Source organism: Desulfovibrio desulfuricans DSM 642 (genome assembly GCF_000420465.1).
Taxonomy (GTDB): Bacteria; Desulfobacterota; Desulfovibrionia; order Desulfovibrionales; family Desulfovibrionaceae; genus Desulfovibrio; species Desulfovibrio desulfuricans.
This window is the reverse complement of record NZ_ATUZ01000013.1, coordinates 20739-45481: the sequence shown is the minus strand read 5'-3', so window position 1 is coordinate 45481 and position 24743 is coordinate 20739. Positions and strand designations below refer to the sequence as shown.

Genomic DNA, 24743 nt, shown 5'->3' with positions numbered 1-24743 from the left:
AAATAGCTTACAGCCTGTATATTAGCAAGTTTTACATATACTTTGGACAGTTTTTGCCGTAAATTCACCAACAGAACAAAAACCGGATATCGAATGCATTTCCTCAACAATAACTCTGTATCCGGGTATTCAGGCACGCCCAAAACGTCTGAACAACAGAAATCCATCCGCAAACCGAGGCCGGAATAATGGACGCTGAACCTTGCTGGAAATGCCTTGACTGGAAAAAGGAACTTGCCAACAATGTCGTCACCATCGACCAGTTGAAGCAATACGCTACCTTCAGTCCACAAGAGGAAGCAACACTTCGTGAAGTCGCCAAGGTGCACCCGGTCAACATTCCCCGCTATTATCTGAGCCTTATAGATAAAAACGATCCCAGCGATCCCATACGCCGTATGTGCTTTCCTGATGCGGAAGAACTGGTGGTTGCCGGATCCATGGGCGCGACCACTGCCGACCCCTATGGTGATGACAAGCACGACAAGGGCAATGGCGTACTGCATAAATACGCCTGCACTGCGCTGCTGGTCACAACAGAATGCTGCGCCATGCACTGCCGCCACTGCTTTCGCCGCCGCATTGTAGGGCACTCCAACCAGCAGACCTTGCGCAACTTTGCCGGGGCGCTGCAATACATTGCCGACCATCCAAAGATCAACAACGTCATTCTTTCCGGTGGCGATCCGCTGACGCTGGCAACCCCGGTGCTGCAAAAAATGCTGGAGGGGCTGGCCGAGATCGACCATGTGGATTTTGTGCGCATAGGCACGCGCATTCCGGTCACCTATCCGCTACGTATCTTTGACGATGCCCTCATGGATGCCCTGCGCGCCTTTGCCGAGCGCAAGGCTCTGTACATTGCCACGCACTACAATCATGCGCGCGAGATCACGCTCACCTCGGCCGAGGCCATCAAAAGACTGCGTCTGTGCGGGGCCACCATCAACAATCAGGCGGTGTTGCTGCGCGGCGTCAACGACAGAGCAGAAGACATTGCCGAACTGATGAACAGCCTGCTTTCCATTGGGGTGAACCCCTATTATCTGTATCAATGTATGCCTGTTTCGCGGGTACGGCACCATTTTCAACTGCCTCTCAAGCAGGGCATTGCCATTGTGGACAAGGCCAAGGCGCAACTCAGCGGCTATGGCAAGCGCTTCAAGTACATAATTGGTCATGACATCGGCAAACTGGAAATCTGCGGCATCAGCGAGGGCAATATTGTTCTCAAGCAGATGCATGCCCGCATTGGACACGAAGAACAGGCCTCGCGCATCATCATCCAAAAACTTGATGACGATGCCGGATGGGTTGAACTGTAGGCGCAACACATGCAACACATGCAACACACGGCTACAACACTTTTCTGCATTCCTCACGCCGGAGGCAATACCGCCTTTTATGCGAGGTTCAACGAGCTTTTTCCGGCATGGATCACCATAAGACCTCTGGAGCTGCCAGGCAAAGGCCGCCGCTGCCGGGAGCGGCTGCTTACCAACATGGAAAGCATGGGGCGCGACCTGCTGGAGCAGATACGCCCCGCCGCCCACACTGGCCCTTATGCCCTTTTTGGTCACAGCATGGGCGGCCTGCTGGCCTTTCTTTGCGCGCGGTTCGCCTGCGATGCGGCATTGCCCCTGCCCATGGCCCTGTTCATTTCGTCCGCCACCACGCCAGGGCTGATGCGCACCGGGATTTCACGCCCTGTTGATCAGCTTCCCCCAGGCGCGCTGTGGGACTACGTAGCCCGCATGGGCGGCATCCCGCCCGAGATTGCGCAGTCGCAGGATTTCAGAAACTACCTTGAACCTGTGCTCCGCGCTGATTTTATGGCCATCGAGGGCTGGCAGCCCGCCCCCTACAGCCCATTGCCCTTGCCTATCCACACCACCATCGGCAGCCATGACCTCGTTACCGAGGCTGACGCCCTGCAGTGGCAAAACCTGACAGACGCGCAATGCACGGTACGCACCTTCAGCGGCGGCCATTTTTACGTTCAGGACCACTGGCAGGAACTGGCAGACCACATGACCCGCACCCTTCAAACAACGGATTAGGCGGTGCTGGCGCAACGTTTTTGCAATTGGCGCGCGCCGTCCGCCCCGGAAAAATCCATTTTGTGCGTTGGCCTGGAGCTTGAGAATATTGCGGACTGGCCCAGCCTGTGCGCGCCCCACACCTCCCCGCAGGAGCAGCAGGAGGCCGGGCGCTACGTACGCATAGAAGATGCGGCGCGGCATCTGGCAGGCAGAGCTTTGGCGCGGCGTTTGCTGCTCGCCGCCTTTGGGCAGAACAGTGCCGCAGAGTTTGCCCGCTCCCCTTACGGCAAGCCCTTTTGCCCCGGAATATCCGCTGATTTTTCCATCAGCCATTCGGGCAGCATGGTGTGGGTGGCCCTTTGCCGCTGCGCAAGCGTGGGCATTGATGTGGAAAGGATGCGCCCTCTGCCCGATGCGGCGGAGCTGACCAGCCAGCTGCATCCGCAGGAGCAAAAAGACCTGCTGTCCCTGCCCCCTGGGGAACTGCAAGCGGCCTTTTACCGCTGCTGGACGCGCAAGGAGGCCGTAATCAAGGCTGTGGGCATGGGCCTGAGCATGCCCTTGCAAAGCTTCAGCGTGCACACCGGGCCGCAAGAGAGCGGCTGGATAGCATCCTTCACTGCAAATGCTGTTCACGGCATGGCTGCAATGCTTGAGGGTGGCGGGCAGTGGACAAGCCGCGACATCAGAACAACAGATGGTTACCAGTGCAGCGTTGCGGCCCATAGCCCCTGCCTGAACGTCGTGGTCCACCTTGCCTGTTGATCCCTGCAACCCGCCAAAAAACATGCAGAAATGCCGATGCGCGCCCCAAATTCATGTGGACGATACCGCTTTTCCTCTGATATGTTGAAACATGCGCGCATGGTTTTGCGCCCGTGTGAAATTCCGGATGGCCCAACGCCGCCAATAGCGCAGATTACCATAAAAAAACGTTTGTCTGCTCTGCACGGATTTTGGAAGAACTCCACTCCAGTTTTGGGGTAGAACCGCCGAGCGGCGGACACTCTGTGTCACCAAGAACGCATCATAGGGTATTTTGTTCCATGAGCAGCAGCCTCGGATCGTTCTTCCCCGCACTTGCCGCAGCACTTTGCTGCGCAGTATGCCTGTGCGCAAATGTGCAGGCAGCCCCCCCCCGCGCGCCTGTGGAACAGATGGCAGCGCCAGCCCCGGCACAAGCCCAGCCCAAGCCCTCGCGCCCCAAGGTTGCAGCCTATTTTGAAGCCGGGCCGTACTGGGAATTTACCCTGCTGCAAAAAGAAATCATCAAGGCCCTGAGGCAACGCGGGGTTGCCGACCGAATCACCCTGCCGGACGAACTGTACATCAGCCCCGGCTGGGATGCCTCTGAGAGCGTTTACCGCGCTGAGGCCCGCAAACTGATGCAAAATCCGGATATCGATGTCATCATCAGTATGGGAACAGAGGCCACCAAGGCCCTGCTGGCTGAAAACAACGGCAAAACGCCCATCATGAGCGTTGACGTCGCCGACCCGGCGGGCGCTGGCATTGTGGACCGCGCCACCGGCAAGGGCGCCGCCAACCTGACCATCCGCTACACCAAGGACAAATGGTTCAAGGTCTTTGCCCTGTTTCATGAGGCGCTGCCCTTTCTTCGCCTTGGCATCATGTATCACGACAGCCCCGAGGGCCTTTCATACTCCAACGTGCGGGAAGCGCGCGAAGTTGCGCGCGAGCGTGGCTTTACCCTTGTGGAATACCCCTTTCTGGACAAGGCGGAGAGCATGGAATCGTGTACCAGGGGCGTGGACAGGCTGCTGACCGCTGGCGTGGATGCCTTTTACATTTCGGCCCTCAACTGCTTTGACTGGACGCAGGCCAATCCTCAGGCCATCTTTGACACGCTCAACGCCCACCACATCAAGACCTTTGCGCGCGACGGCAGCGTGCATGTGCGCAGGGGCGCGCTGATGGGGCTTTCGACCCTTGATTATGTTCCTCTTGGCAAATTTTATGCTGACCATATTGCCGCCCAGCTTGGCCTGTTGCCGCCCAATACCCAGCTTGAAACAGCGGCCTACACGCCCAAGATTGCGCTGAATCTGGTGACTGCCCAGAAGATGGGCATGGATCTGCCGCTGATTCTGCTCATTTCGGCAGACGAACTCTTTGACGTCACACTGGCGGGCGTTGATAAAACGGCCGTTACCCAATAGAATTCCCGTAACCCTGAAACCGGTCACAACGAGGTTGCACATGACAAAAGATACGTTGGAAAACAAGGTCGACGGCGTTGAAGATCAGATGGCCTGCCAGGCCGAAACCACTGCTGAAACGGAAACGTGCGAACGCGCCTGCCCTTCGGAAGAAGTGGTGGACGCCATCATCCGCAAGCGTGTGTACGGCGCTATCGGCCTTGGTTTTGTGCCGGTGCCCCTTGTAGATTTTCTGGGCCTCTCCGCCCTCCAGATTGAGCTTATTCACGCGCTGGCCCAGGCCCACGGCGTTGAATTCAAAAAGGAACGCGTCAAATCCATCATTTCTTCGCTGTGCGGCGGCCTGCTGACCACGGCAAGCGTGCCCCTGGCCGCCTCGCTGCTGAAAAGCATTCCGGTCATTGGCTTCACCGCGGGCGCGGCCACCATCAGTATCATGGGCGGTGCCAGCACCTATGCCCTTGGCTGGGTTTTTGACCGCCATTTCAGAAAGGGCGGCAACCTGATTGATTTCAATGCCGAAGAAGCCAAGACCTACTTCAAGGAAAAGGTTGAAGAAGGCAAAACCTTCGTCGGCAAGATCAAGAACAAGATGAAAAAAGAAACCAAGAACGAAGCCGCCGCTGAAGCCCCCGCCAAAGAAGCGGGCACAGACGCGGCCTAATATCGGCGATCTCTGACGGTTTCGGGAATCGGAGCCTTCCGTATGGGCCAGGCAACTGGCCCTTACGGAAGTGTTGGCTATTACGCCCGCCGCTCACAGCCGCGCGTATGCCAAAATTGGCCGCCAGAGCATAAATCCCAGGCCTTGGCAAAGGCCGAGGCTGGCCGCTGAGGCAGCGTTGACGATTGATTAGCCAGAGTCCCTGCACTGCAAAGGGGCGCATACAAGACCGTCGGGCATGCTGTAATGCGCGGCGCACCTGAACACCGGGGCCACAGAACCACATGCTGCAACTGAAAGAATCGCTTTTTCTGAAACTTCTGTGGGAACAGGCCGGCGAGGAAGGCAAAAAAATTGCCGCCGCGTGCCTCGGCTCAGGCATAATGCAAGGGCTTGCCGTTTTTTCGGTGCTTCAGGGCTTGCAGCAGCTTTCTGAAGACGGGCTGGAATTCAGCACCTTTCTTGCTTTCATGGTGAGCCTCGCCTCCTTTTATTTTCTCTTCCGCTACATCACAGGGCGCTCGGCGCAGATTGCCCTGCGCGGCATCATGGAATGGCGCATGCGCATTGCCGCCAAGCTGCGCGGCGTTTCCCTGCTGGAATATGAAAAGCTGGACAAAAACCGTATCCAATCCGCCCTGCTTGACGGACGCGAAATGGTTGTTGAAGCGGCCCGCATGCTGGTGGCGGCCTCGGCCAACACGGTGATGGTGGTGCTCTCTTTTGCCAAGATGGCGACTGTCTCCATTCCCGGTACGCTGGGTGTTTTTCTTTTTCTTGCTATGGGGTTCTGGATTTTTCTGCACCTTATCAACAAGGTGCATGCCCACATGGGGCCAGCCATGCAGGCCGACCAGCGCTTTTGCGCAGGCCTGCGCGATCTCTACGCCGGGCTGCAGCAGCTCAAGATGCACAAGCCCAAAACTACGGCGCTGTTTGGCGAACAGATCATCCCTGATCTTTCTGTGGCATCAGAAGCCCGCGATGCTACCGAGCACAGACACGCCCTTGGCATATCATTTTTTGCCATGTTCAATCTGCTGATTCTGGGGCTGATACTTTTTATCATGCCCAAGATTCTGAACCTCGAAACGTCGGAAACCTCCTCGCTGCTGGTGCTGTGCATGTTCAGTCTGAGCCCGCTCATAAGCCTGATTACGTCAGTGCCCATGATGGCAAAGGTAGAAATGAGCCTGCAGGAACTTGCAGCCGTGGAAGCGCAGATAGACGCAGTGACAGAGCCCTTTGAAAACGCAGGCGTCAAGGCGCGATGGCAGCAGGCCGACCCCATAGTGCCATCTTTTGATTCCATTGCCCTGCACGATGTGCGTTTTGACTACCATGACCGCAACGGCATGCGGCTTTTTGGCATTACCGTAGACAGCTTTGAGCTGCGCAAGGGCGAGCTGGTGTTTATTCGCGGCGGCAACGGTTCGGGCAAGTCCACCTTCATGAAGGTGCTGGCCGGGCTGTATGCGCCCGAGAGCGGAGAAATGTTCCTGAACACCGTCATGCTTTCCGACGTTAACATGGAATCCTACCGCAACCTCTTCACCATTGTGCCTACAGACTATCACCTGTTTTCCCGCCCCCTCGGCCTGAACATCACCCCGGCCCAGCTCACGGACGTGCTGCGCACCCTGCACATGGAAACCAAGGTGAGCCTGCTGGAAGACGGCACGTTTTCCACGCTTGATCTCTCCGCCGGGCAGCGCAAACGCCTTGCCCTGGCCTGCGCGCTGCTTGAAAAGCGCCATATCTACCTGTTTGACGAAGTGGCCGCAGATTTCGACCCTGTTTTCCGCCGCTATTTTTACGAAGAACTGCTGCCTGACATCATCCGTCAGGGCGGCACCATCCTGGCCATATCCCATGACGACCGCTACTTCCATGTGGCCGACAGGGTGCTGACCATGCGCGAAGGCGGCTTTGTGGAAGAACCCGCAGGCGAAGGGGCGCAGGCATGACCGGCCATTTTCTGCGGCCTGCCCTCTTCCTGACGGCCCTGCTGTGCCTGTGCGCCACGCCCAAGGCAGAGGCCAAAGACCTTACAGGCAATACAAACATCCAGTTTGTGCGCGAACTGTACAACAATGTGCGCGACACCCTGCCCTCTGAAGTGAATGCTGCGGAGAACATGCAGACCATTCAGAACAGGTTGAAATGCTACGAAGAAAACCACGATTACGGGCAGCGCATTCAGGTTTGCAATAACAAATACGTCAAGAGCCTCGTGCACCACGCCCGCAAGGGAATCCATTCGCGCCCCAATCTTGGCGAATTTGTGCTCAATGTTGATATGTGCCCCATTCTTTACAATATCTGTATGGGCCAGACGGAAGACGACAAAGAACGCTGCATTCTGTTTGAAAGGCAGTGCATAGACTATACGCTTGATATGTTCTGGCGCGGCTCCGCGCAATATACACAGCAAACCTATCGGTTGGATCAATGAAAAGCGTCTGTGCAAACATACGGGAAATGGTGCGCCGCAATCGCCTGCGGATCATAGTCGCGGGCGTTGTCGCAACGCTGCTGCTCCTGTTTCTCTGGCCGAGTATTGTCATTTCCATCAAGCCCGGCGAGCTGGGCGTTCTGTACGCGCGCTTTCGCGGCGGCACACAGTTGCAGCACACCTACGAGGAAGGCATACATTTCATCCAGCCGTGGAACATCATGTATATCTATGATGTGCGCGTGCAGGAAGAAACCCAGAACATTGATGTGCTGACCGTGGACGGCCTGACCATCAATGTGCAGATTTCGTTGCGTTTTCAGATCATCCGCGACCGCCTGCCCAACCTGCATCAGGAGATCGGGCCGAACTACCGCGACAAGGTCGTCATTCCCATCATGAATTCCGCAGTGCGGCAAACAATCGGCAGCTATCGGCCAGACGACCTCTACTCCACCGCGCGGCAGGAACTGCAAGACCAGATGCTGGTGGACGCAGTGGAAGAAATGGGGCGCATCCCCGTTCTTATTCAGGGTTTTGTGGTCAAAAGCATCACTCTGCCCGAAGTGCTGCGCGAGGCCATTGAACGCAAGCTCATAGCGGAACAGGACTACCTGCGCTACAAGTACATTCTGCTTGAAGCCCAGCAGGAGGCCCGCCGCAAGACAATTGAAGGCGAAGGCATCAAGGCCTACCAGGCGCTTGTCAACGAGAACATGACGCAGAACTTCTTGCGCTATGAAGGCATTCAGGCCACCAAGGAGCTTGCCACGTCGTCCAACGCCAAGGTGGTAGTGATCGGCGGCAAGGACGGCCTACCTGTTATTCTCAATGCAGATTCGCCCACAGGCGCAGCCGCGCCAGATACTGCAAACGCTGGCAAAACGGGCAATCAGGGGGCGGCCCCCAAGGCTCCCGCGCAGGGCACCCAGCAGACGCCTGCCAAACCAGATATGTCGGGAACAGATTCGGTCAGCCCAGACCAGAAGCGGCCCGAGGATATGCGGCCTGGCCAAAATCAGCCAGGGCAGATGCGGCCAGAATCCGGCAGAACGCCCCCGTTCCGCCCCAATTCCCATTCCGGCCTGCGCCCCCAAATTCAGTACGATTCCCAATCAGGGGCGCAGTATGCGCCGAAGTACGGGCCGCGTAACGACTCCGCAAAGCAGGATTCTGCCGCGTCTGCCGACGCCCAAGCCCCCACCGGGGCAGGCTGGATCGCCCCCGGAGAAAATGTATCGGATTACATCCAGAGGTTGAATAAAACACTGCTGCAACCGCACCGTGGCGGCGCTGTCAGACAGTAAGGGAGGCCCGCTGTGCTATTGTTCGCTCTCATACTGGGCATGAGCCTGCTGATCGGGCTTTTGGGCATCAATTCCCGGCTGGGATTCTGGGGTAACTTTTTTGCCAGTGTTCTGCTGACCCCCCTGGTGGGGCTGCTGCTTGTCCTCGCCTCGAACCCCAAAAAGCCCAAGGGCTGCTAGGCTGCATAGGAATACGGTTCTGATGAACACACTCTTTCACGCGGCGCAGTAGGCATGCTTTTTCCAATTACAGCCAATGGCCCATGCCCTTTGCTGCGCCCGCAGAAAAACCAGGCGCAATGCCCCCATGCAACCGCTCTTTTTCCCCGCATCGCCACGCTGATTCTTGCCATGCTTTTTCTGGGCGGCTTGTTTTTCGTCTTCTGCCAGCCCGCCTGCGCCAATCCGCCTGTAAAACGCATCGGCTATCTCGAGGCCGGGCCGTTCTGGCTGTTTGACAACACCTGGAGCGCCTTTCGCGATGGTATGGGCAAGTATGACGACATACGCTGCGAATACCCATCTGACGCGCGCTTCAGCCCCGGCTGGGAACCAGCGCAGATGCGCCGCCTGCCTGAAATGGCAAAACAGCTTTTGCAGCGCAAGGATCTCGACCTAGTGGTGGGCATGGGCACGGCGGCGGTCAAGGCGCTGCTGGCCGTCAACGATGGCCGTTTGCCCATTCTGGGCATGGGCATGGCTGACCCTGTGGCTGCCGGGGTTGTCAAAAGCGCGCAAGATTCCGGCGTGGACAACTTCACCTGCCGGGTGGAGGTTGACCGCTGGTCTTCCATGTTCCGCGTTTTTTACGATGTGGTGCGCTTTCACAAAATGGGCATCATGTTCCAGAACAGTCAGGAAGGCCGCGTCTACGCGGCACTTGGCGATGCCCAGGCCATTGCCTCGGAGCTGGGATTTTCCCTTGTGCTCTACGATGGCCTCTCCTCCACCGAAAGTGCTGAAGAATGCCGCAAGGGGCTGGATGAACTGCATAAACAGGGCATGGACGCCTTCTTTATCGGCCCGCTGAACTGCTTTGATATCGGCGGCGAGGGCATGGCCCCGCTGTTGCAAAAACTGAATCAGTGGAAGATCCCCACCTTTGCGCGTGACGGGTCGGAATATGTCAAATCCGGAGCGCTCATGGGCTTTTCCACCTGGAATTTCGGCCCCAGCGGCATAGCTCTTGCCGGGCAGGCCCACGCTATACTCAGTGGCACGCAGCCGCGCACCCTGCCCATGCTTGACCAGTCCGAACCTTCCATTGCCCTGAACCTTGGCACCGCCAAGGCCATCGGCTTTGACTTTCCCTTTGACGTGCTGGTAACGGCGGACGAACTGCACGAAACCATCAGCCAGCCGCACCCCGGTACACCCTAAGGATTTTCCGTGCTTATCCGCGCCACGCGCAAACTGCGCATCAATGCCCTGCTGCTCGGGCTTGGAGTTCTGCTGGTCACTCTGGGCTTCAACGTGCTGCTCTCGGTTTCCACGCTGAATACGCTGGCAACCGACATGGTGCTTTCCGGCTATCGCAGCGGTGCTGAACGTCTGGCCCGCGATATTGAACGCGGCATGCGCTTTGGCAAGCCGCTGGCTTCGTTCGCCGGAATGGACGAAATGCTGGCGGAACTGGGTCAGAGCGCGGCGGGCATCAAGCGTGTGACCATTATTGATGCCAGGGGTTCCACGCTCTATGTGCAGCCAGCCCAAGATTCAAAAGCTGATAGCACGTTGCCCTCCGGTGCAACATCCCAAACCAGCGAAGACAAAGACGGCCCGCAAGGCGCAATCAAAACCGCCGATGGCTACCGCCTGAGCATTCCCCTGAACAACAAAACACCTGTGGGACACCTGCTGGTGGACATTGACGGCAAGCCCATCAATGCGGCTACAGAAGATTTTCTGCGTCTGTCATCCCTGCTGCTGGCAGCGGCCTGCCTTGTGGCGGGGCTGATTCTGGCCGGGCGTCTTGGCCTGCTGACCGGGCAACGCGCGGTGGGTACAAGCCTTTCAGGCATGACCAGAATGCTGCTCGTCATCATCGGCACATCACAATTGCTCTACGCCTGCGGCACGCTGGTACTGTTCGACACCTTTGTCAAACAGGCCGTACGCACCAAGGCCGACATCCTCGCCGAAGGCACCGGGCGCGATTTTGAATACCTCATCCATAAGGGCGTGGATATTGCCAGCCTGCGCGGCAAGGATCAGGCGCTTGAGCAGCTGCTTGCAGCCAACAGCGAGCTTGCGGGTGCACAACTGCTGACGCCTGAAGGCAAAGCTGTAGCCTCTGCCGGGCACGTGCCCGACACCACGCTCACTGTTGAAAAATCACTGAGCACCTACTGGCCCAGCCGCTTCCGCCAAAAGCAGGAGGTGCTGCGCCTGCAACTGGCCGTGCAGCCCCAGGCGATCACAACCCGCATATCGGCGCTGGCCCTTGACCTTGGGGCCTCGCTGCTCATCAGCTTTTTGCTGTTGCTGGAGCTTTCAAAACTGCTGGGGCTTATCGCGCAGCGCAACCTGCCGCCAGATGCTGCGGCGAACGCCCTTGGGGGCAGCCACCACTCCCTCGCCGTGCAGGCATTGCGGGCAGCTGGCTTTGTATTTTTTTTGGGCTACGACATGGGCATATCGTTCATTCCGCTGCTGGCCCGCCAATTGTATGAACCGTTCATGGGCCTGAGCCGCGATGTGGCCATCGGCCTGCCCATCTCGGCAGAGATGGTCAGCGCGGGCATTGCCCTGCTCTTTTCCGGCGGCTTTTCGTTGCGTTACGGCTGGCGAAAGGTCTTTGCCGCAGGCACTCTGGCTGCGGCTGTGGGGCTGATGATGGGCGGCATGGCCAACAGCCTGCACCTGCTCATTCTGGGGCGCGTTGCCACAGGCTTCGGCTTTGGCCTTGTGCTCATGGCCGGGCAGATCGGCACCCTGGGCAAGGCCAATGCAGGGGCTGGGCTCACCAGCGTGTTCGCTGGCATATTTTCCGGCAGCATCTGCGGCTCCGCAGCGGGGGCCATGCTGGCGGATCATGTCTCGTTTCAGGCGGTGCTGGCGACCGGGGCTTGCACAATATTGCTGGCGCTGTTCACCGTGATGCTCGGCAAGGAACCTGCGGAGGCCGCAGCAAGCAGTTCCGATAGCGCGGTCGGCCAGGACTCTGGTGCGCAGACCGCCGCGCATGGGCACATGTTTTCAGGCTGCATGCAATTGCTGCAAGACCCGCGCATGCACATGATACTCTGGCTGGTGGGCATACCCGCCGCCATGTGCCTGACCGGATTTTTGCACTATCTGCTGCCGCTGAGGCTGGCAAACGCCCATGTGGATCAGTCGGATATTGGCCGCATATTCATGCTCTACGGCCTGTGTTTTATTACGGCGGGGCCATTGCTTGGCAAATGGATAGATCACAGAAAAGACAAATCCCTGTTTCTGACGCTCACGGGCCTGCTCTCAGGCATTACGCTGCTCATTGCGGCAACGGCCACAAATATGGCTGGAGCCGCCGCTGCGGTCATCTCCCTTGGGCTGGCCCAGTGCCTTGCTGCTCCGGCATCCATGATCTGCGTTCTCACCCTTGCTTCGGCGCAAACCCTGGGCCGCGAAAAGACCGCCTCGATTTACCGTGGCCTGGAACGCATGGGGCAAGTGGCGGGGCCTGTGGTGTTTGGCATTGCCATAACCGTCATGGCTCCAGCCAGCGCGCTACTGCTCATGGGCGGCATCGTCTGCGCGCTTTCCTTGCTGTTCCACCTGCTATGGCGGCTCAGGACTCCAGCGAACTGACCAGCGCCCGCAGTTCGGGCATGGCGGGATCAGTCAGACCGCCGGGCAAAAACCACGACAGGACTTCATGATAATCTTCAGGCAGAACGATATGCCCGCCCTTCTGGATAAACCTGCGGAATTCGTCTTCGGTGGGATAGCTGAAATATTTTCGGCCTTCGCTGCTCTGCACATGGGTTGTCAGCTCGCGCCCCGCCTCCAGTTCCGGCAGATGGCGCAGCAGGGCGTCTATACCCGCAAAATAGGTATGCACAAAGTTCCACAGCAGGGAGCGGTCGTAGTTGATGGGCCACCAGCCGATCTCCACGATGGGGCCGGTATCCAGCCCTGCGTCAAGGTGGAAAAGAGTGCAGCCAGAGCGCTCATTGCCATGCTCCATAGCCCGAAAAGGGCTGCACAGGCCTTGCAGATCAGGCAACGCGCCGGGATGCATGCCATAGGTGCCAAACCGGGGCATATCTATGACTTCCGTGGGAATAACGTAGTCGTAGCGGCAGGAGATAACAACGTCCGGCGCAAGGTCGCGCATGGCTTGGCGGGAGGCGGGCGACCGCATGGGACCCCACATCTCCATATCAATGCCGTAACGCTTTTTCAGGCCCGCATAGGTCTGGCACCGTGCCGCACTGCCATGAGCGAAGCGGGTTTCCAGCCAGGGCAGAATGTGCTCGAGCACCATGTTCCGCTCATGGGCCACAAGGCTTGCCGCGTAGGCATTGCTGCACTCCGCGTCCAGCACGTAATCTGAAAGAACCACAAAAACATCGTGCCTAGGGGCAATGGCTGCCAGCAGCCTGTTAAGGGCGACACATCCTGCAAGATCCTTCTTGGCGCAAACGACAACTTTCACGGCATATCCTTTCGTGGAACATTGCCCAGCATGCTACGCCGCAAGGTTATGCATGAAAAGAAGAAATCCACCGTAGTTATGCGAGGAACCTCAGTTTATTCCACCGCAAAATTGAAATAGGTATCCGTGTAAGGCTCATTTTTAAGCGTGTAGTGCCACCACTCTTCTTCATAGCGCTTGAACCCGGCATTTTCCATAAGGCCCAGAAGCACAGCCCGGTTGGCCTCCTGCTGCGGGCTCAGCCCCTTGGCCCCGTGGTGCGAGGCCGCGCCAAAAAAGTCAAAGGGGGTACCCATGTCCACTTCTTTGCCGCTCTGCCTGTCAACGAGGGTGAGGTCTACCGTGCTGCCGCGCGAATGCCCGGAGCGCGTGGCAACATAGCCCAGATCAAACACCCGCGCCTTGTCTACCTGCGGGTAAAAAATCGCCTTCATGCGCGTGTCGGCGGCGTTCATGCCCCAGCGCACAAAATGATCCACTGCCGACTGGGGGCGGTAGGCGTCATAAATTTTCAGAGTGTAGCCCTTCTCTTCCGCAGCCGTAGCGGCCTTGCACAGGGCATTCGCCGCTGGCTCGGTCAAGATTGCCCGGGGTGCGAGATATCCATTGATGCGCTCTCCCACAAAGTTGTAGGAAGAAAAATAGCGTATTTCCTGAATAATATTCTGGCATTTGTCGCTTACATGCACAAAACCATCGTGCATGGCCGCCTGCGCGTGCCAAGGAAACAGCATCCCCAAGGCCAGCACCAACATCTGCAAAAAAAGAAGCGGATCGCATTTACGGCGCGCAATCATGGTCGTCTCCTTAATTTTTTCAGCACCCTGCGCTGACGGTAAAACCCGGTACACCAGTTCGGCATTGCACATTATAATGGTTCTGTCGTCAACATGTCATATTTTGACCTTTTACCTTCAAGAAGGCATACTTGGCGGATGAACACAAAACTACCAGGGAGCGCAGCATGAAACTGCTGGAAAAAGCCCGCGCGGCCGGTTGAGCCGCCAAGCTGGCTCCAGGGGCCCTGGAGCGACTTTTACGCGGCCTGCCGTCCGATACGCGCCCTGACCTTGAGGCCAGGGTTCTGGCTGGTCGCGCCCGGAACGAAGACGCCGTTGTGCTGACCGTTCCCCCTGGCTGCGCCCTGGTGCAGACCGTGGATATTCTTGCGCCCATTGTCAATGATGCCTTTGCCTTTGGCCGTATTGCCGCCGCCAACGCGCTTTCGGATGTCTACGCCATGGGCGGCCAGCCGTGGAGCGCCATGAACGTGGCCTTTTTTCCGCAGGCTCTGGCAGAGGACGACCCGCAGCACATACTGGAAAACATCCTGCGCGGCGGCCTTGACGCCATGAACGAAGCGGGGGCCGTGCTGGCTGGCGGTCACACGGTGCAGGACGAGGAACTCAAATATGGTCTGGCGGTCACGGGCATCATAGATCCCTCCCACATGGCCCGCAACGATGGCCTGAAACCGGGCCAGACCCTGCTGCTGACCAAACCGCTGGGCACAGGAGTGCTCGCCACGGCGGTCAAGGCCCGCTGGGACGGTGCCGAAGAAAGCGAGGCCGAGGTTACACGCTGGTGCTCCCGCCTCAACAGTGTTGCCGGGGGCGTTGTGCGCGACCTCAAAATCGCCGCCGCCACAGACATAACAGGCTTTGGCCTTGGCGGGCATGCGCTTGAAATGGCCCTGGCCTCAGGCGTTACCGTGGTACTGAATGCCGAGGCCCTGCCCCTCATGCCGCGCGCTCTTGAATACGCGCGCGATGGGCTTATACCCGCAGGCAGCCACCTGAACAGAAAATATTGGGCCTGTTCCACTCTTGTGGAAGATGGCGTGGACGAAGCGCTCACGAGCCTCGCCTTTGACGCGCAGACCTCCGGCGGGCTGCTGCTGGCCGTGCCGCCAGAGATGGTGCCGCAGGCGCGCGAAATGCTGCTGGCTGGCGGTGATCTGGCCTGCGAGGTGGGCAAGGTTGTTGCGCCAAGGCCTGACGGCGCAGCCCTGGTGCTGCGCTGATGCCGCACGGGCGCGACCGGGGCTGAGCTGGGCATATGGCGCATGCCGTCCCCACGCCGCGTGCTCCGCACCGGGATGGTGATTTCGGCCAGTTTTTTTTTAAAAAAATGCTTGCCGTACCGCCATTGCGACTTATTTATGACGGAGATTTTCGGTTAACGCCCTCCCGCCCGGCACAGCCCCGGCATCAGGCGCGCCGCTCACGGCTTGCAGCCCACCGGCAAGTGTGCTATGGAAACACGCTTTGCGAGAGTGGCGGAATTGGTAGACGCACTGGACTTAGAATCCAGCACCATTGGTATGGGGGTTCAAGTCCCCCCTCTCGCACCATCTACCTCACCAAGAAAAGGAGTCCCTCGTGGAATATAGCGCAGAAGACATTTCGCCGGTCAGAAAAAAGGTCGTCATCACCACCGAAGCCCAGGAAGTGGAAGCAGCCATCATGGGCGCCGTGGCGCTGTACAAAACATCGGTGCAGCTGGACGGTTTCCGCAAGGGCAAGGTTCCGGCGTCGGTCATCGAACAGCGCTTCCGCGACAAGATTTATGAAGAAGCCCGCCAGGATCTGATTAACGTCCATATCAACGACGTGATGCAGAAGCTCGACGTTTCGCCCCTCGCAGGTGTTGACGTGGATGCCAAGGGCACCTTTGAGCGCGGTCAGGGCTACGAATACAGCATCGAGTTTGAAATGCTGCCCTCCTTCACCCTTCCTCCTTATGAAGGTATGGAAGTGGAGCAGGAAAAAGTGGTCGTGGACGAAAAGGAAGTGCAGGAAGTTATCGACCGCATCCGCCGCGACCGTGGCGAGCTTGTGCCCGTTGAAGGCGCTGGCCCCGCTGTGGACGGTCAGGTTGCCACCATCGACTTTGCCGCCTTTGAAAACGGCGAGCCACTGGAAGGCGTGAAGGCCGAAAGCTTTGACCTCGCCCTTGGCGAACGTCAGGCCCTTGAAGATTTTGAAGCCCTGGTGAAGACCATCCGCTACGGCGAAGAAGGCGAAGGCCAGATCACCTTCCCCGAAGATTTTCTTGCCAAGGATCTGGCAGGCAAAACCGTCACCATGAAGGTGCGCGTGCACGCCATCAAGGAGCGCAAGCTTCCTGAACTGAACGACGACCTCGCCAAGACCGTTGGCCTTGAAAGCGTGGAAAAGCTGCGCGAAGCCATCACCGGCAGCTATACCCAGAGCCGCGCCAACCTCAACAAGAGCGCCGCGCAGAAGACCCTGCTTGACCGTCTGCTGAAGATGGTTGAATTTGAACTGCCGCCCAGCCTTGTTGACACCCAGGTGCGCACCCTGCTGGGCGACATGGCCTCCCGCCTCGAACGTCAGGGCCGCAGCATTGATTCCCTTGGCAAGAGTATGGACGAACTGCGCGCCGAAGTGCAGCCCCAGGCTGACGAACTGGCCCGCTCGCAGGTTCTGCTGCTCTCCGTTGCCAAGAAAGAAGCACTTGACGTTACCGACAATGAGGTCAACACTCAGATTTACCAGATGAGCATGCGTACTGGCGAAGATTTCAAGACCCTGCGTGAAAGCTATGAACGCTCGGGCATGATCTTTGTGCTGCGTGACCGCATGCTGGCCGACAAGGCCATGGATCTGATCTACGCCAAGTCCAAGGTGACCGAAGTGGAGCCCAAGGCGCCAGCCGAGGGCGACGCCGCGCCGGGCGCACCCGCCAGCGCTCAGGACTAACTGAAGTATAAGGGAGGCGGCCTTAAGGCCGCCTTTTGGTTTTATTTTGCGGCAACACCGCACCTAACCGGCCCACACGCCGTGCCAAGAGGCTCATATGTCGCTTGTCCCCATGGTTATTGAAACCACAGGCCGCTCCGAGCGGGCCTATGACATCTATTCGCGTCTGCTCAAGGACCGCATCGTTTTGCTTGGCTCCGAGGTCAACGATACCGTTGCTTCCCTCATCTGCGCCCAGTTACTGTTCCTTGAATCGCAAGACCCCGAAAAAGAAATCTATCTCTACATAAATTCCCCCGGCGGCTCTGTTACCGCCGGGCTTGCCGTTTATGACACCATGCGCTTTATCTCTTCGCCGGTGGCGACTGTGTGCATGGGCCGCGCCGCCAGCATGGGCGCATTTTTGCTGGCCGCTGGCAAGCCTGGCATGCGTTTTGCTTTGCCCAACAGTCAGATCATGATTCACCAGCCTTCGGGCGGTTTTCAGGGTCAGGCCACGGATATTGAAATCCATGCGCGCGAGGTGCTGCGCCTCAAGGAACGCCTCAACCGCATGTTGGCCGACAACACGGGCCGTCCCTACAAGGATATTGTCAAAGCTACCGAACGCGATAACTTTTTGACTCCTGAGGAAGCCAAGGAACTCGGCATCATTGACCGCGTGCTTGTATCGCGCAATGAAATGGCTCAGGAAAAGAGCGAGTAATATGGCCAAGAACGATAAACCTACGGTGAGCGAACCCCTGCGCTGCTCCTTTTGCGGGCGCACTGAGCTTGAGGTTCGCAATCTCATCGTGCAGGACGGCGCCAGCATTTGCGACAAATGCATCAAGGCCTGCAACGAAATTATCGCCCGCGACCAGATGGAAAGCCCCGAGAGCGAAGAACGCCTTCTTTCGCCCCAGGAAATCAAGGATCGTCTTGACCAGTATGTCATCGGACAGAACGACGCCAAGAAAATCCTTTCTGTAGCGGTACACAACCACTACAAGCGTGTGTTTTACGCCAGCGCCCTGGGCGACGAGGTTGAGCTTGAAAAAAGCAACATCCTCCTTGTAGGCCCATCGGGCAGCGGTAAAACCCTGCTTGCCAAAACTTTGGCCCGCGTACTGCGCGTGCCCTTTGCCATTGCTGACGCCACAACCCTCACGGAAGCTGGCTATGTGGGCGAAGATGTGGAAAACATCCTGGTGCAGCTGCTCCAGAATGCGGACTACGATCTGGAAGCCGCCAGCAAGGGCATCATCTATATTGACGAAATCGACAAGATTTCCCGCAAGGGCGATGGCCCCTCCATCACGCGCGACGTCTCCGGCGAAGGCGTGCAGCAGGCCCTGCTCAAGATCATTGAAGGTACAGAGGCCAATATTCCTCCCAAGGGCGGGCGCAAGCACCCCCAGCAGGAATTTATCCGCATGAACACGAGCAACATCCTGTTCATCGTGGGCGGCGCTTTTGTGGGCCTGGACAAGATCGTGGGCGGCCGCATGAGCGGAGGCGCAATGGGTTTTGGCGCCAAGGTGCGCGCCAGCAAGGAAATGCCCCTTGGCGAACTGCTCGACAAGGTGCATCCGCAGGATCTGGTGAAGTTCGGCCTTATCCCCGAATTTGTGGGCCGTATCCCCATCATCACCCATGTGGACGAACTGGACGAACCCGATCTGGTGCGCATTCTCACCGAACCCAAGAACGCTCTGGTGCGCCAGTATCAGAAGCTCTTTGAGCTTGAGAATGTTGACCTGCGCTTTACGCCAAATGCCCTCAAGGCCATTGCCGCCAGGGCCATTGAGCGCAAAACTGGCGCGCGCGGCCTGCGCAACGTGATGGAACGCACCATGCTCGACATCATGTTCAAGCTGCCCTCCCTGCCCAATGTGCGCGAATGCCTGATCAATCAGGCTGTTATCGACAAGGGCAAGGAACCGGTGCTGCTGTTTGGCGACAAGGCCGAAAGCGCCGAGACGTCCAAGGCCCAGGCCGGGGGCGACAAGGCCTCTTAGCCAGCCGCCTGAATTGCGCGCTGTCTGCCATGCAGCAGGCACGTAAAGGGGTACCGTCAATGGGTTGACCCCGCAGGTTAAAGCTGGCGCGTTGGCAGCATTATTGTTGCGGCGCACCGTGCGGGTTTTCCTCAAATCCGCGCTGAGAAATGATTGCAAGGCGACCCCTTTGCGCCCCCAAAACGGCCAACCAGCCGCAGGGCAAGCGCAGAATGCTTCGCCTGAAGCTGCCATTTCAAAGAAAAATGCTCCAAGTTCCGCCGGACGGCGCAGACCGTCGTCCGGCTTTTTTTTCAGGGGAGAATTATGACAGACGACATGCGCGGCTCTGACGCTTACATTGAACTGCCCATCATGCCTTTGCGCGAGGTGGTCATGTTCCCCCGCTCCATCATGCCGCTCTTTGTGGGGCGCGAGGCCTCCATCAAGGCCATCGAAGCCGCACAGGCCACCTACAGCAAGCAGATATTTCTTGTGGCCCAGCGCGAGCCGGAGCTGGAAAAGCCCGATGCTCAGGATCTTTCGCCTGTGGGCGTGGTCAGCAAGGTGCTTCAGATGCTGCGCCTGCCCGACGGCACCATCAAGGTGCTGTTTGAAGGCGTGTACCGCGCCACGTGGGAAAACCTGCACGAAGACGAGCAGTGCACCATGGTGGGCGTGCGCCGCCGCGCCGAAAAGCAGAGCCGCCCTGAAGAGCGCGAGGCTCTGGTGCGCGCCGTGCACGAGGCGCTTGAAGAATACGGCAAGAACAACAAAAAAATTTCGCAGGAGGCTGTGCTCTCCATTCTTGCCTTGCAGGAAATCGGCCCTCTGGCCGATGCCATCATCCCGCATCTCAAGGTTGATTACCGCAAAAAGCAGGAAGCCCTTGAGATCGACGATGCCACCCAGCGCCTGGAGCTTGCCTATGAGCTTTTGCAGGGCGAGGTGGCCCTTGCCACGGTTGAAAAGCGCATCAAGAACCGCGTCAAGGTGCAGATGGAGCGCAACCAGCGTGAATATTACCTCAACGAGCAGATCAAGGCCATCAACAAGGAAATGGGGCGAGATGACGACCCCCAGGCCGAAGTTGACGAAATAGAGCAAAAACTCAAGACCCGCGACATGCCGGAAGAAGCGCGCGAAAAGGCGCTCTCCGAAGCCAGAAAGCTGCGCAGCATGCCGCCCTCTGCGGCGGAATACACTGTTGTGCGCAACTATGTGGACTGGATTCTGGATCTGCCCTGGAACGACCTCAAGCAGATAGACATCAACCTTGAAAAGGCGCGCGCAATTCTTGACGGCGACCACTTTGGCCTTGAAAAGCCCAAGGAACGCATTCTGGAATACCTTGCAGTGCAGAAGCTGTCCCAGGGGCTCAAAGGCCCCATCCTCTGCTTTGTCGGCCCCCCCGGCGTGGGTAAAACCTCGCTTGCCAAGTCCGTGGCCCGCGCCACCGGGCGCGATTTTGTGCGCCTCTCACTTGGCGGCGTGCGCGATGAAGCCGAAATCCGGGGGCACCGCCGCACCTATGTGGGCGCGCTGCCGGGCAAGATCATCCAGTCCCTCAAGCGGGTGAAGTTCAACAATCCCCTCTTCTGCCTGGACGAAGTGGACAAGATGACCTCCGACTACCGTGGCGACCCCGCCTCGGCCCTGCTGGAAGTGCTCGACCCGGAACAGAACAATACCTTCATGGATCACTACCTTGATCTGGAGTATGATCTTTCCAAGGTTTTCTTTATCACCACGGCCAACTCGCTGCACTCCATCCCTGTGCCGCTGCTTGACCGCATGGAGATCATCGAGCTCAACAGCTACCTTGAAACGGAAAAACGCCACATCGCCCGCCGCTTCCTGCTGCCCCGCCAGCTGGAGGAGCACGGCCTCAAGGAAGGCAACATCCGCGTGTCGGACAACGCCATTCTCGAGATCATCCGCTCCTACACGCGCGAGGCCGGGGTGCGTAACCTTGAGCGCGAAATTGCCGCCCTGTGCCGCAAGACCGCCATCAAGCTTGTGGAAGACGATGATACCGAAAAGTGCGTCAACATCTCGCGCCAGAGCCTGCCTTCCATGCTGGGCGTAAAAAAATACCGCCATGACGAACGCGAAAGCGAACCTCAGGTCGGGGTGTGCGCTGGTCTTGCCTATAATCAGCGCGGCGGCGAAATTCTGCTGGTGGAAACCAGCCTCATGGGCGGTTCTGGACATGTGGTGACCACTGGTCAGCTTGGCGAAGTCATGACGGAATCGGCCAAGGCGGCCCTTTCGTATGTGCGTTCGCGGGCCGAAGTGCTGGGCCTTGATCCCCGCTTCCACCGCAAGATAGATATCCACGTGCACGTGCCTGCTGGCGCAACGCCCAAGGATGGCCCTTCGGCTGGCATCACCCTGGCGACGTCCATCACCTCCGCCCTGCTGGGCATTCCCGTGCGCAATGATGTAGCCATGACCGGCGAAATCTCCTTGCGCGGCAGGGTGCTGCCCATCGGCGGCCTGCGAGAAAAACTGCTGGCAGCGCGCCGCAGCGGCATCAAAAAGGTGATCATGCCCCGCGATAATGAAAAAGACCTCAAGGAAGTGCCGGACGAAGTGCTGCGCGACCTGGAGATCGTTTTTGTTGACCATGTGGATGAAGTGCTGCCTCAGGCCCTTGCCGCCACGGCGGAAGAAATCTTCTCCGGCCGGGCTACGGCGCTGCCCATCAGCCGCATTCTGCGACCCGAAAAGCACGATGACGACAAGAATCAGCCTGCGCAGTAGCGCACGGCGACAGCGATAAAAAATCAGCGATAAAAAAAGGGAGCCATCTGGCTCCCTTTTTTTATTCCTAGCTGGTGCTTGGTCGCGCCAGTCAGCAGATTCTGCTACGGCTCCACAGCGCGGCTTTCTGCCGCCACCTTGCGCAGCAGGGATTCCATATTGGCTACAGAGGTCAGACGCATCTCGCCGTTAGCGGATGTCACCCGGCCCGTCACGCCATAGGATTCGCCGTTGCCGCCATCATGCACCACAAAGGGCACAAGCCAGCCATCGCCATCGCGTCGGGCCTGCCCCACGTTTTTGATTTCCTTGCGCCCGGTTGAGGCATCGGCAAACAGAGGGGCAAGCAGCCCCTGCGCGGTATTGCCCGAGGGCTTGCGGCCAGCAAATGCGCCGGAAGAAATACCATTGAGCACAAAGGCCCGGGTTTCGTTCAGCAGCAGGGAGCGCACGTTGCCCTCCTTGGACGCTGCCTGCGTAAAGAGCAGGGCAACCATGGGCGGCAGATCCTTTGCCGCTTCCGGATCCTGCGCGCGGCGCACAAAAAGATTCAGCGCCTGCTCAAGAATCGCGTCCACATCCACCTGCCGCTCAAAAGCGGTCACGTCAGACTTGTCTACAGCGCCGCCAGCTTCCAGAATGCACTGGCGCGGATCATTTGCGGCAAAGGCAAAGCCGGACTGCACCACAACCGCCGCCCATAGCAGGGCCGCTGCGAAATAATAAGGCACACGAGCCAAGACCCTGCCGCCCGATTTTGCACCCGCTTCCACACTGGCAGTCCACCCAACAAAATTCAGCATATTTCCTCCGGCAACTGGCCCTTGAGCACAAGGGGCAGACCGCAGCTTACAAAAAGTACCGTGCCGCACACGCGGGCCAGCGCCTGATTGGCAAGACCCAGCGTATCCTGAAAACGACGTCCGAGGCTCGACATGGCAACCATGCCAAGGCCCGCTTCCACACTCACCAGCGCCAGCGGCAGTGGATAGGCCGCAATGCTGGCGGCCAGAGCCTCCACACGGTCAAGAATATCCCTTTCCGTCATGTCCGCAGCCATAAGGTTGGCTACCCACAGGCTAACGCAGTCAAACAGCACAACCCCCGGGCCCTTGCCGCCGGGCTGGGCCGCAGGCATCAGCGATGCCAGAGCGCCAGCCGGATCAAGCGGCTCCTCAAGGCAATGCCAGCCCTGACCGCGCTCCTGCTTGTGCAGGGCAATACGCGCCGCCATCTCTTCATCGTCCTCGCGGCCCGTTGCCAGATACAGCCGCTGCGGGGCTTGCGCCTCGGCCCAGCGCTGGGCCAGACCGCTTTTGCCGCTGCGTGTGCCGCCAACAAAAAGAACTGCTGCGCCCATTACTGCTGACCGCCCACGCGGGGGGCTGGCGCACGTTCTGCACCGCCATGCGCGTTTTCCGCAGGCAGTGCGGGGGTCGCATGCCCCTGCGGCGGGGTCAGCTGAGGGGAGGTCTGCACATGCCCGGCGTTTTGTGCGGCATTGGGAGCCGCAATAGGGGCCGCATGGGCTGCACCATCAGGAACCGCCCCTTGTGCAGGAGTTTGCGGCTGGAACTGAGCGCCTGTTCCAGCCTGCGCACTGCGCCGCGCCAGATCGCGCAACACGCCCGCCGAGGCCTGCACCGAGGCAAGGGCCTGAGCGTCCGCGCGCAGGCGGCGGTCAACCCACTGGGCCACAAACAACAGGGAATCATCGTCCAGAGTCTGCCCGCCGTTCTGGCGTATGGCCGCAACCAAGGTGCGCTGCAAGGCGGCACGTTCCTCAAGCGCACGGCGGTACCGGGCGCTCAGGCCGTCCACCCGCAGTTGCGCTGTGGATATCTGCGCTTCTGGAGCATTGTTCTCGCGCAGCTGGTCTACCGCGAACACGGCTTCGGCCATCTGGGCGTTGATATCTACAACACCCTGCGCGGCTTTGTCCTGTTCACGCAGGCGGGCATCAAGGTTGGGAACTGAGGCCACGCCTTCAAGTGCGCCAGCCAGAATTACAAGACGCCCGGCCAGCGCCATGTGCAACTGGCGGATATGTTCAGGCGTAAAACCCTTGGAGGCCGCATCACGGTTGACGGCATCCAGAAAGCGATCCGCATACAGGGTATACAGCCCGCGCAGCATGGTGGGATGAAAGGCATAGCGCAGCAGGGCTTCGCGCCCGCCCTTACCGTCCGTGACGTTGGCAAACTTTGCACCGTATCGTTGATTGAGCGCCTGCACACTGACGTTCAGTGTGCCGCTCTGCGGGCCGGGCCTGAAACGGGCCACAACAAAGGCCGCCAGATCTTCCACAAATTCCATGCGGATATGGCTGTCTTCCGTCACCTTTTGGGGCATCTGCACCCCGTTCTGCTGCGGGTACAGCCCGGCGGGCGTTAAGCCATCCACAGGCGCGCCCACGCTGCCCTGCACTGTTTGCCCGGCCAGTGTGCCGGGGGAAGTGGGCGGGCTGACAACAGAAATGGGCGGTGGCGGGGGCGCATCGCGCAGCACATCACCCACACCGGCCAGCGGAGTGCCGCTGGTGGCATTGTTTATGATGTCGGCGGCTTGGTCCTTCCACTGGTCGCGGGTTGATTTATCGCGTGTAAGCCAGTAGGTCGCGCCGCCCAGGGCCAGAACCGCCAGCAGCGCCAGCACCACGGCCTTGCGCGCGCCCGCGCGGGCGGGACGGGGCTTGGGCATATTCACTATGTCCGGCACGTCCAAAGGCTTTTTTTCCAATTTCATAAAATTCTCCTACTGCGGCAGGCATGGGCCGTGGCACAACGGGTACAGCCCTGAGCGCCGCAAAAACGGCATACCAGGCCATTATTTCCGTTTATTGCGCGTAAATGCTAGCATTGCTTCCCTGCGCTGTGAAGACATTTTCCAGAGAGTTTCTGGATACGAGGCAGACATTGCCCGCATTGCACCCCGGCGGGCGGCGGGGTATAGTAACTAAATTCGTACGCAGTTTTTTATGAGA

21 protein-coding genes and 1 tRNA gene are annotated in these 24743 nt (G+C 58.7%); 17 read left to right on the top strand and 5 right to left on the bottom strand.

Going from position 1 to position 24743, the window contains the following annotated elements; all coding sequences use genetic code 11:
* The first annotated feature begins 188 nt into the window (after positions 1-188).
* The 11 genes from G449_RS0105740 to G449_RS16145 all read left to right on the top strand — a co-directional run bounded on the left by G449_RS0105740 (position 189) and on the right by G449_RS16145 (position 12440).
* On the top strand, positions 189-1325 hold the full coding sequence (locus G449_RS0105740) for a KamA family radical SAM protein (RefSeq protein WP_022658359.1): 1137 nt from the start codon (positions 189-191) through the stop codon (positions 1323-1325).
* A 9-nt stretch (positions 1326-1334) separates the two neighbouring features.
* Complete coding sequence (locus tag G449_RS0105735; RefSeq protein WP_022658358.1) at positions 1335-2060, top strand: thioesterase II family protein; 726 nt, start codon at positions 1335-1337, stop codon at positions 2058-2060.
* A gap of 60 nt (positions 2061-2120) precedes the next feature.
* A complete protein-coding gene (locus G449_RS17750) occupies positions 2121-2807 on the top strand; it encodes a 4'-phosphopantetheinyl transferase family protein (protein ID WP_159060440.1) in 687 nt (228 codons plus the stop codon).
* Positions 2808-3088: 281 nt separating this feature from the next.
* Positions 3089-4222, top strand: a complete 1134-nt coding sequence (locus tag G449_RS0105725) for an ABC transporter substrate-binding protein (protein WP_022658356.1) — start codon at positions 3089-3091, stop codon at positions 4220-4222.
* A 40-nt stretch (positions 4223-4262) separates the two neighbouring features.
* A complete protein-coding gene (locus tag G449_RS16160) occupies positions 4263-4886 on the top strand; it encodes a YcjF family protein (RefSeq protein ID WP_022658355.1) in 624 nt (207 codons plus the stop codon).
* A gap of 284 nt (positions 4887-5170) precedes the next feature.
* A complete protein-coding gene (locus G449_RS17745) occupies positions 5171-6853 on the top strand; it encodes an ATP-binding cassette domain-containing protein (RefSeq protein ID WP_022658354.1) in 1683 nt (560 codons plus the stop codon).
* Positions 6850-7341 (top strand): hypothetical protein, encoded by a 492-nt coding sequence (locus G449_RS0105710; RefSeq protein ID WP_022658353.1) that lies wholly within the window; start codon positions 6850-6852, stop codon positions 7339-7341. The genes G449_RS17745 and G449_RS0105710 overlap by 4 nt, the downstream gene beginning before the upstream one ends.
* Positions 7338-8648, top strand: coding sequence for a prohibitin family protein (locus G449_RS17740; protein WP_022658352.1), 1311 nt, complete (start codon positions 7338-7340; stop codon positions 8646-8648). Before G449_RS0105710 ends, G449_RS17740 begins: the two co-directional genes overlap by 4 nt.
* A 12-nt stretch (positions 8649-8660) precedes the next feature.
* Positions 8661-8828: a hypothetical protein gene (locus G449_RS18410; protein WP_159060439.1), complete on the top strand. Its 168-nt coding sequence runs from the start codon at positions 8661-8663 to the stop codon at positions 8826-8828.
* Between the two features lie 54 nt (positions 8829-8882).
* Complete coding sequence (locus G449_RS0105695; protein WP_022658350.1) at positions 8883-10028, top strand: ABC transporter substrate binding protein; 1146 nt, start codon at positions 8883-8885, stop codon at positions 10026-10028.
* Positions 10029-10037: 9 nt separating this feature from the next.
* Positions 10038-12440, top strand: a complete 2403-nt coding sequence (locus G449_RS16145) for an MFS transporter (RefSeq protein ID WP_022658349.1) — start codon at positions 10038-10040, stop codon at positions 12438-12440.
* On the opposite strand, the gene G449_RS0105685 is transcribed toward G449_RS16145, so the two are convergent.
* Both G449_RS0105685 and G449_RS0105680 read right to left on the bottom strand, forming a co-directional pair.
* The gene (locus G449_RS0105685; protein ID WP_022658348.1) at positions 12421-13290 is read right to left on the bottom strand and encodes a formyltransferase family protein; all 870 of its coding nucleotides are present in this window, start codon (positions 13288-13290) and stop codon (positions 12421-12423) included. The genes G449_RS16145 and G449_RS0105685 overlap by 20 nt on opposite strands.
* 95 nt (positions 13291-13385) lie before the next feature.
* On the bottom strand, positions 13386-14087 hold the full coding sequence (locus G449_RS0105680) for a M15 family metallopeptidase (RefSeq protein WP_022658347.1): 702 nt from the start codon (positions 14085-14087) through the stop codon (positions 13386-13388).
* A gap of 167 nt (positions 14088-14254) precedes the next feature.
* On the opposite strand from G449_RS0105680, the gene selD reads away from it, so the two are divergent.
* The 6 genes from selD (at position 14255) to lon (ending at position 21760) form a co-directional block, all read left to right on the top strand.
* Positions 14255-15313, top strand: coding sequence for a selenide, water dikinase SelD (gene selD, locus G449_RS0105675; RefSeq protein ID WP_081640477.1), 1059 nt, complete (start codon positions 14255-14257; stop codon positions 15311-15313).
* Between the two features lie 246 nt (positions 15314-15559).
* Positions 15560-15643: transfer RNA gene (locus G449_RS0105670), tRNA-Leu, on the top strand.
* Between the two features lie 28 nt (positions 15644-15671).
* A complete protein-coding gene (tig, locus tag G449_RS0105665) occupies positions 15672-17015 on the top strand; it encodes a trigger factor (RefSeq protein WP_022658345.1) in 1344 nt (447 codons plus the stop codon).
* Between the two features lie 97 nt (positions 17016-17112).
* On the top strand, positions 17113-17721 hold the full coding sequence (clpP, locus tag G449_RS0105660; protein WP_022658344.1) for an ATP-dependent Clp endopeptidase proteolytic subunit ClpP: 609 nt from the start codon (positions 17113-17115) through the stop codon (positions 17719-17721).
* Position 17722: 1 nt separating this feature from the next.
* Entirely contained in the window at positions 17723-19015 is a 1293-nt protein-coding gene (clpX, locus tag G449_RS0105655) for an ATP-dependent Clp protease ATP-binding subunit ClpX (protein WP_022658343.1), read from the top strand.
* A gap of 306 nt (positions 19016-19321) precedes the next feature.
* Positions 19322-21760, top strand: a complete 2439-nt coding sequence (gene lon / locus G449_RS0105650; protein WP_022658342.1) for an endopeptidase La — start codon at positions 19322-19324, stop codon at positions 21758-21760.
* 104 nt (positions 21761-21864) lie between these two features.
* On the opposite strand, the gene G449_RS16140 is transcribed toward lon, so the two are convergent.
* The 3 genes from G449_RS16140 to G449_RS0105635 are packed head-to-tail and all read right to left on the bottom strand — an operon-like array spanning position 21865 to position 24505.
* Positions 21865-22563, bottom strand: coding sequence for a hypothetical protein (locus G449_RS16140; protein ID WP_022658341.1), 699 nt, complete (start codon positions 22561-22563; stop codon positions 21865-21867).
* Complete coding sequence (locus G449_RS0105640; RefSeq protein ID WP_022658340.1) at positions 22557-23120, bottom strand: bifunctional adenosylcobinamide kinase/adenosylcobinamide-phosphate guanylyltransferase; 564 nt, start codon at positions 23118-23120, stop codon at positions 22557-22559. The genes G449_RS16140 and G449_RS0105640 overlap by 7 nt, the downstream gene beginning before the upstream one ends.
* A complete protein-coding gene (locus G449_RS0105635; protein WP_022658339.1) occupies positions 23120-24505 on the bottom strand; it encodes a hypothetical protein in 1386 nt (461 codons plus the stop codon). The genes G449_RS0105640 and G449_RS0105635 overlap by 1 nt, the downstream gene beginning before the upstream one ends.
* Positions 24506-24743: the final 238 nt, after the last annotated feature.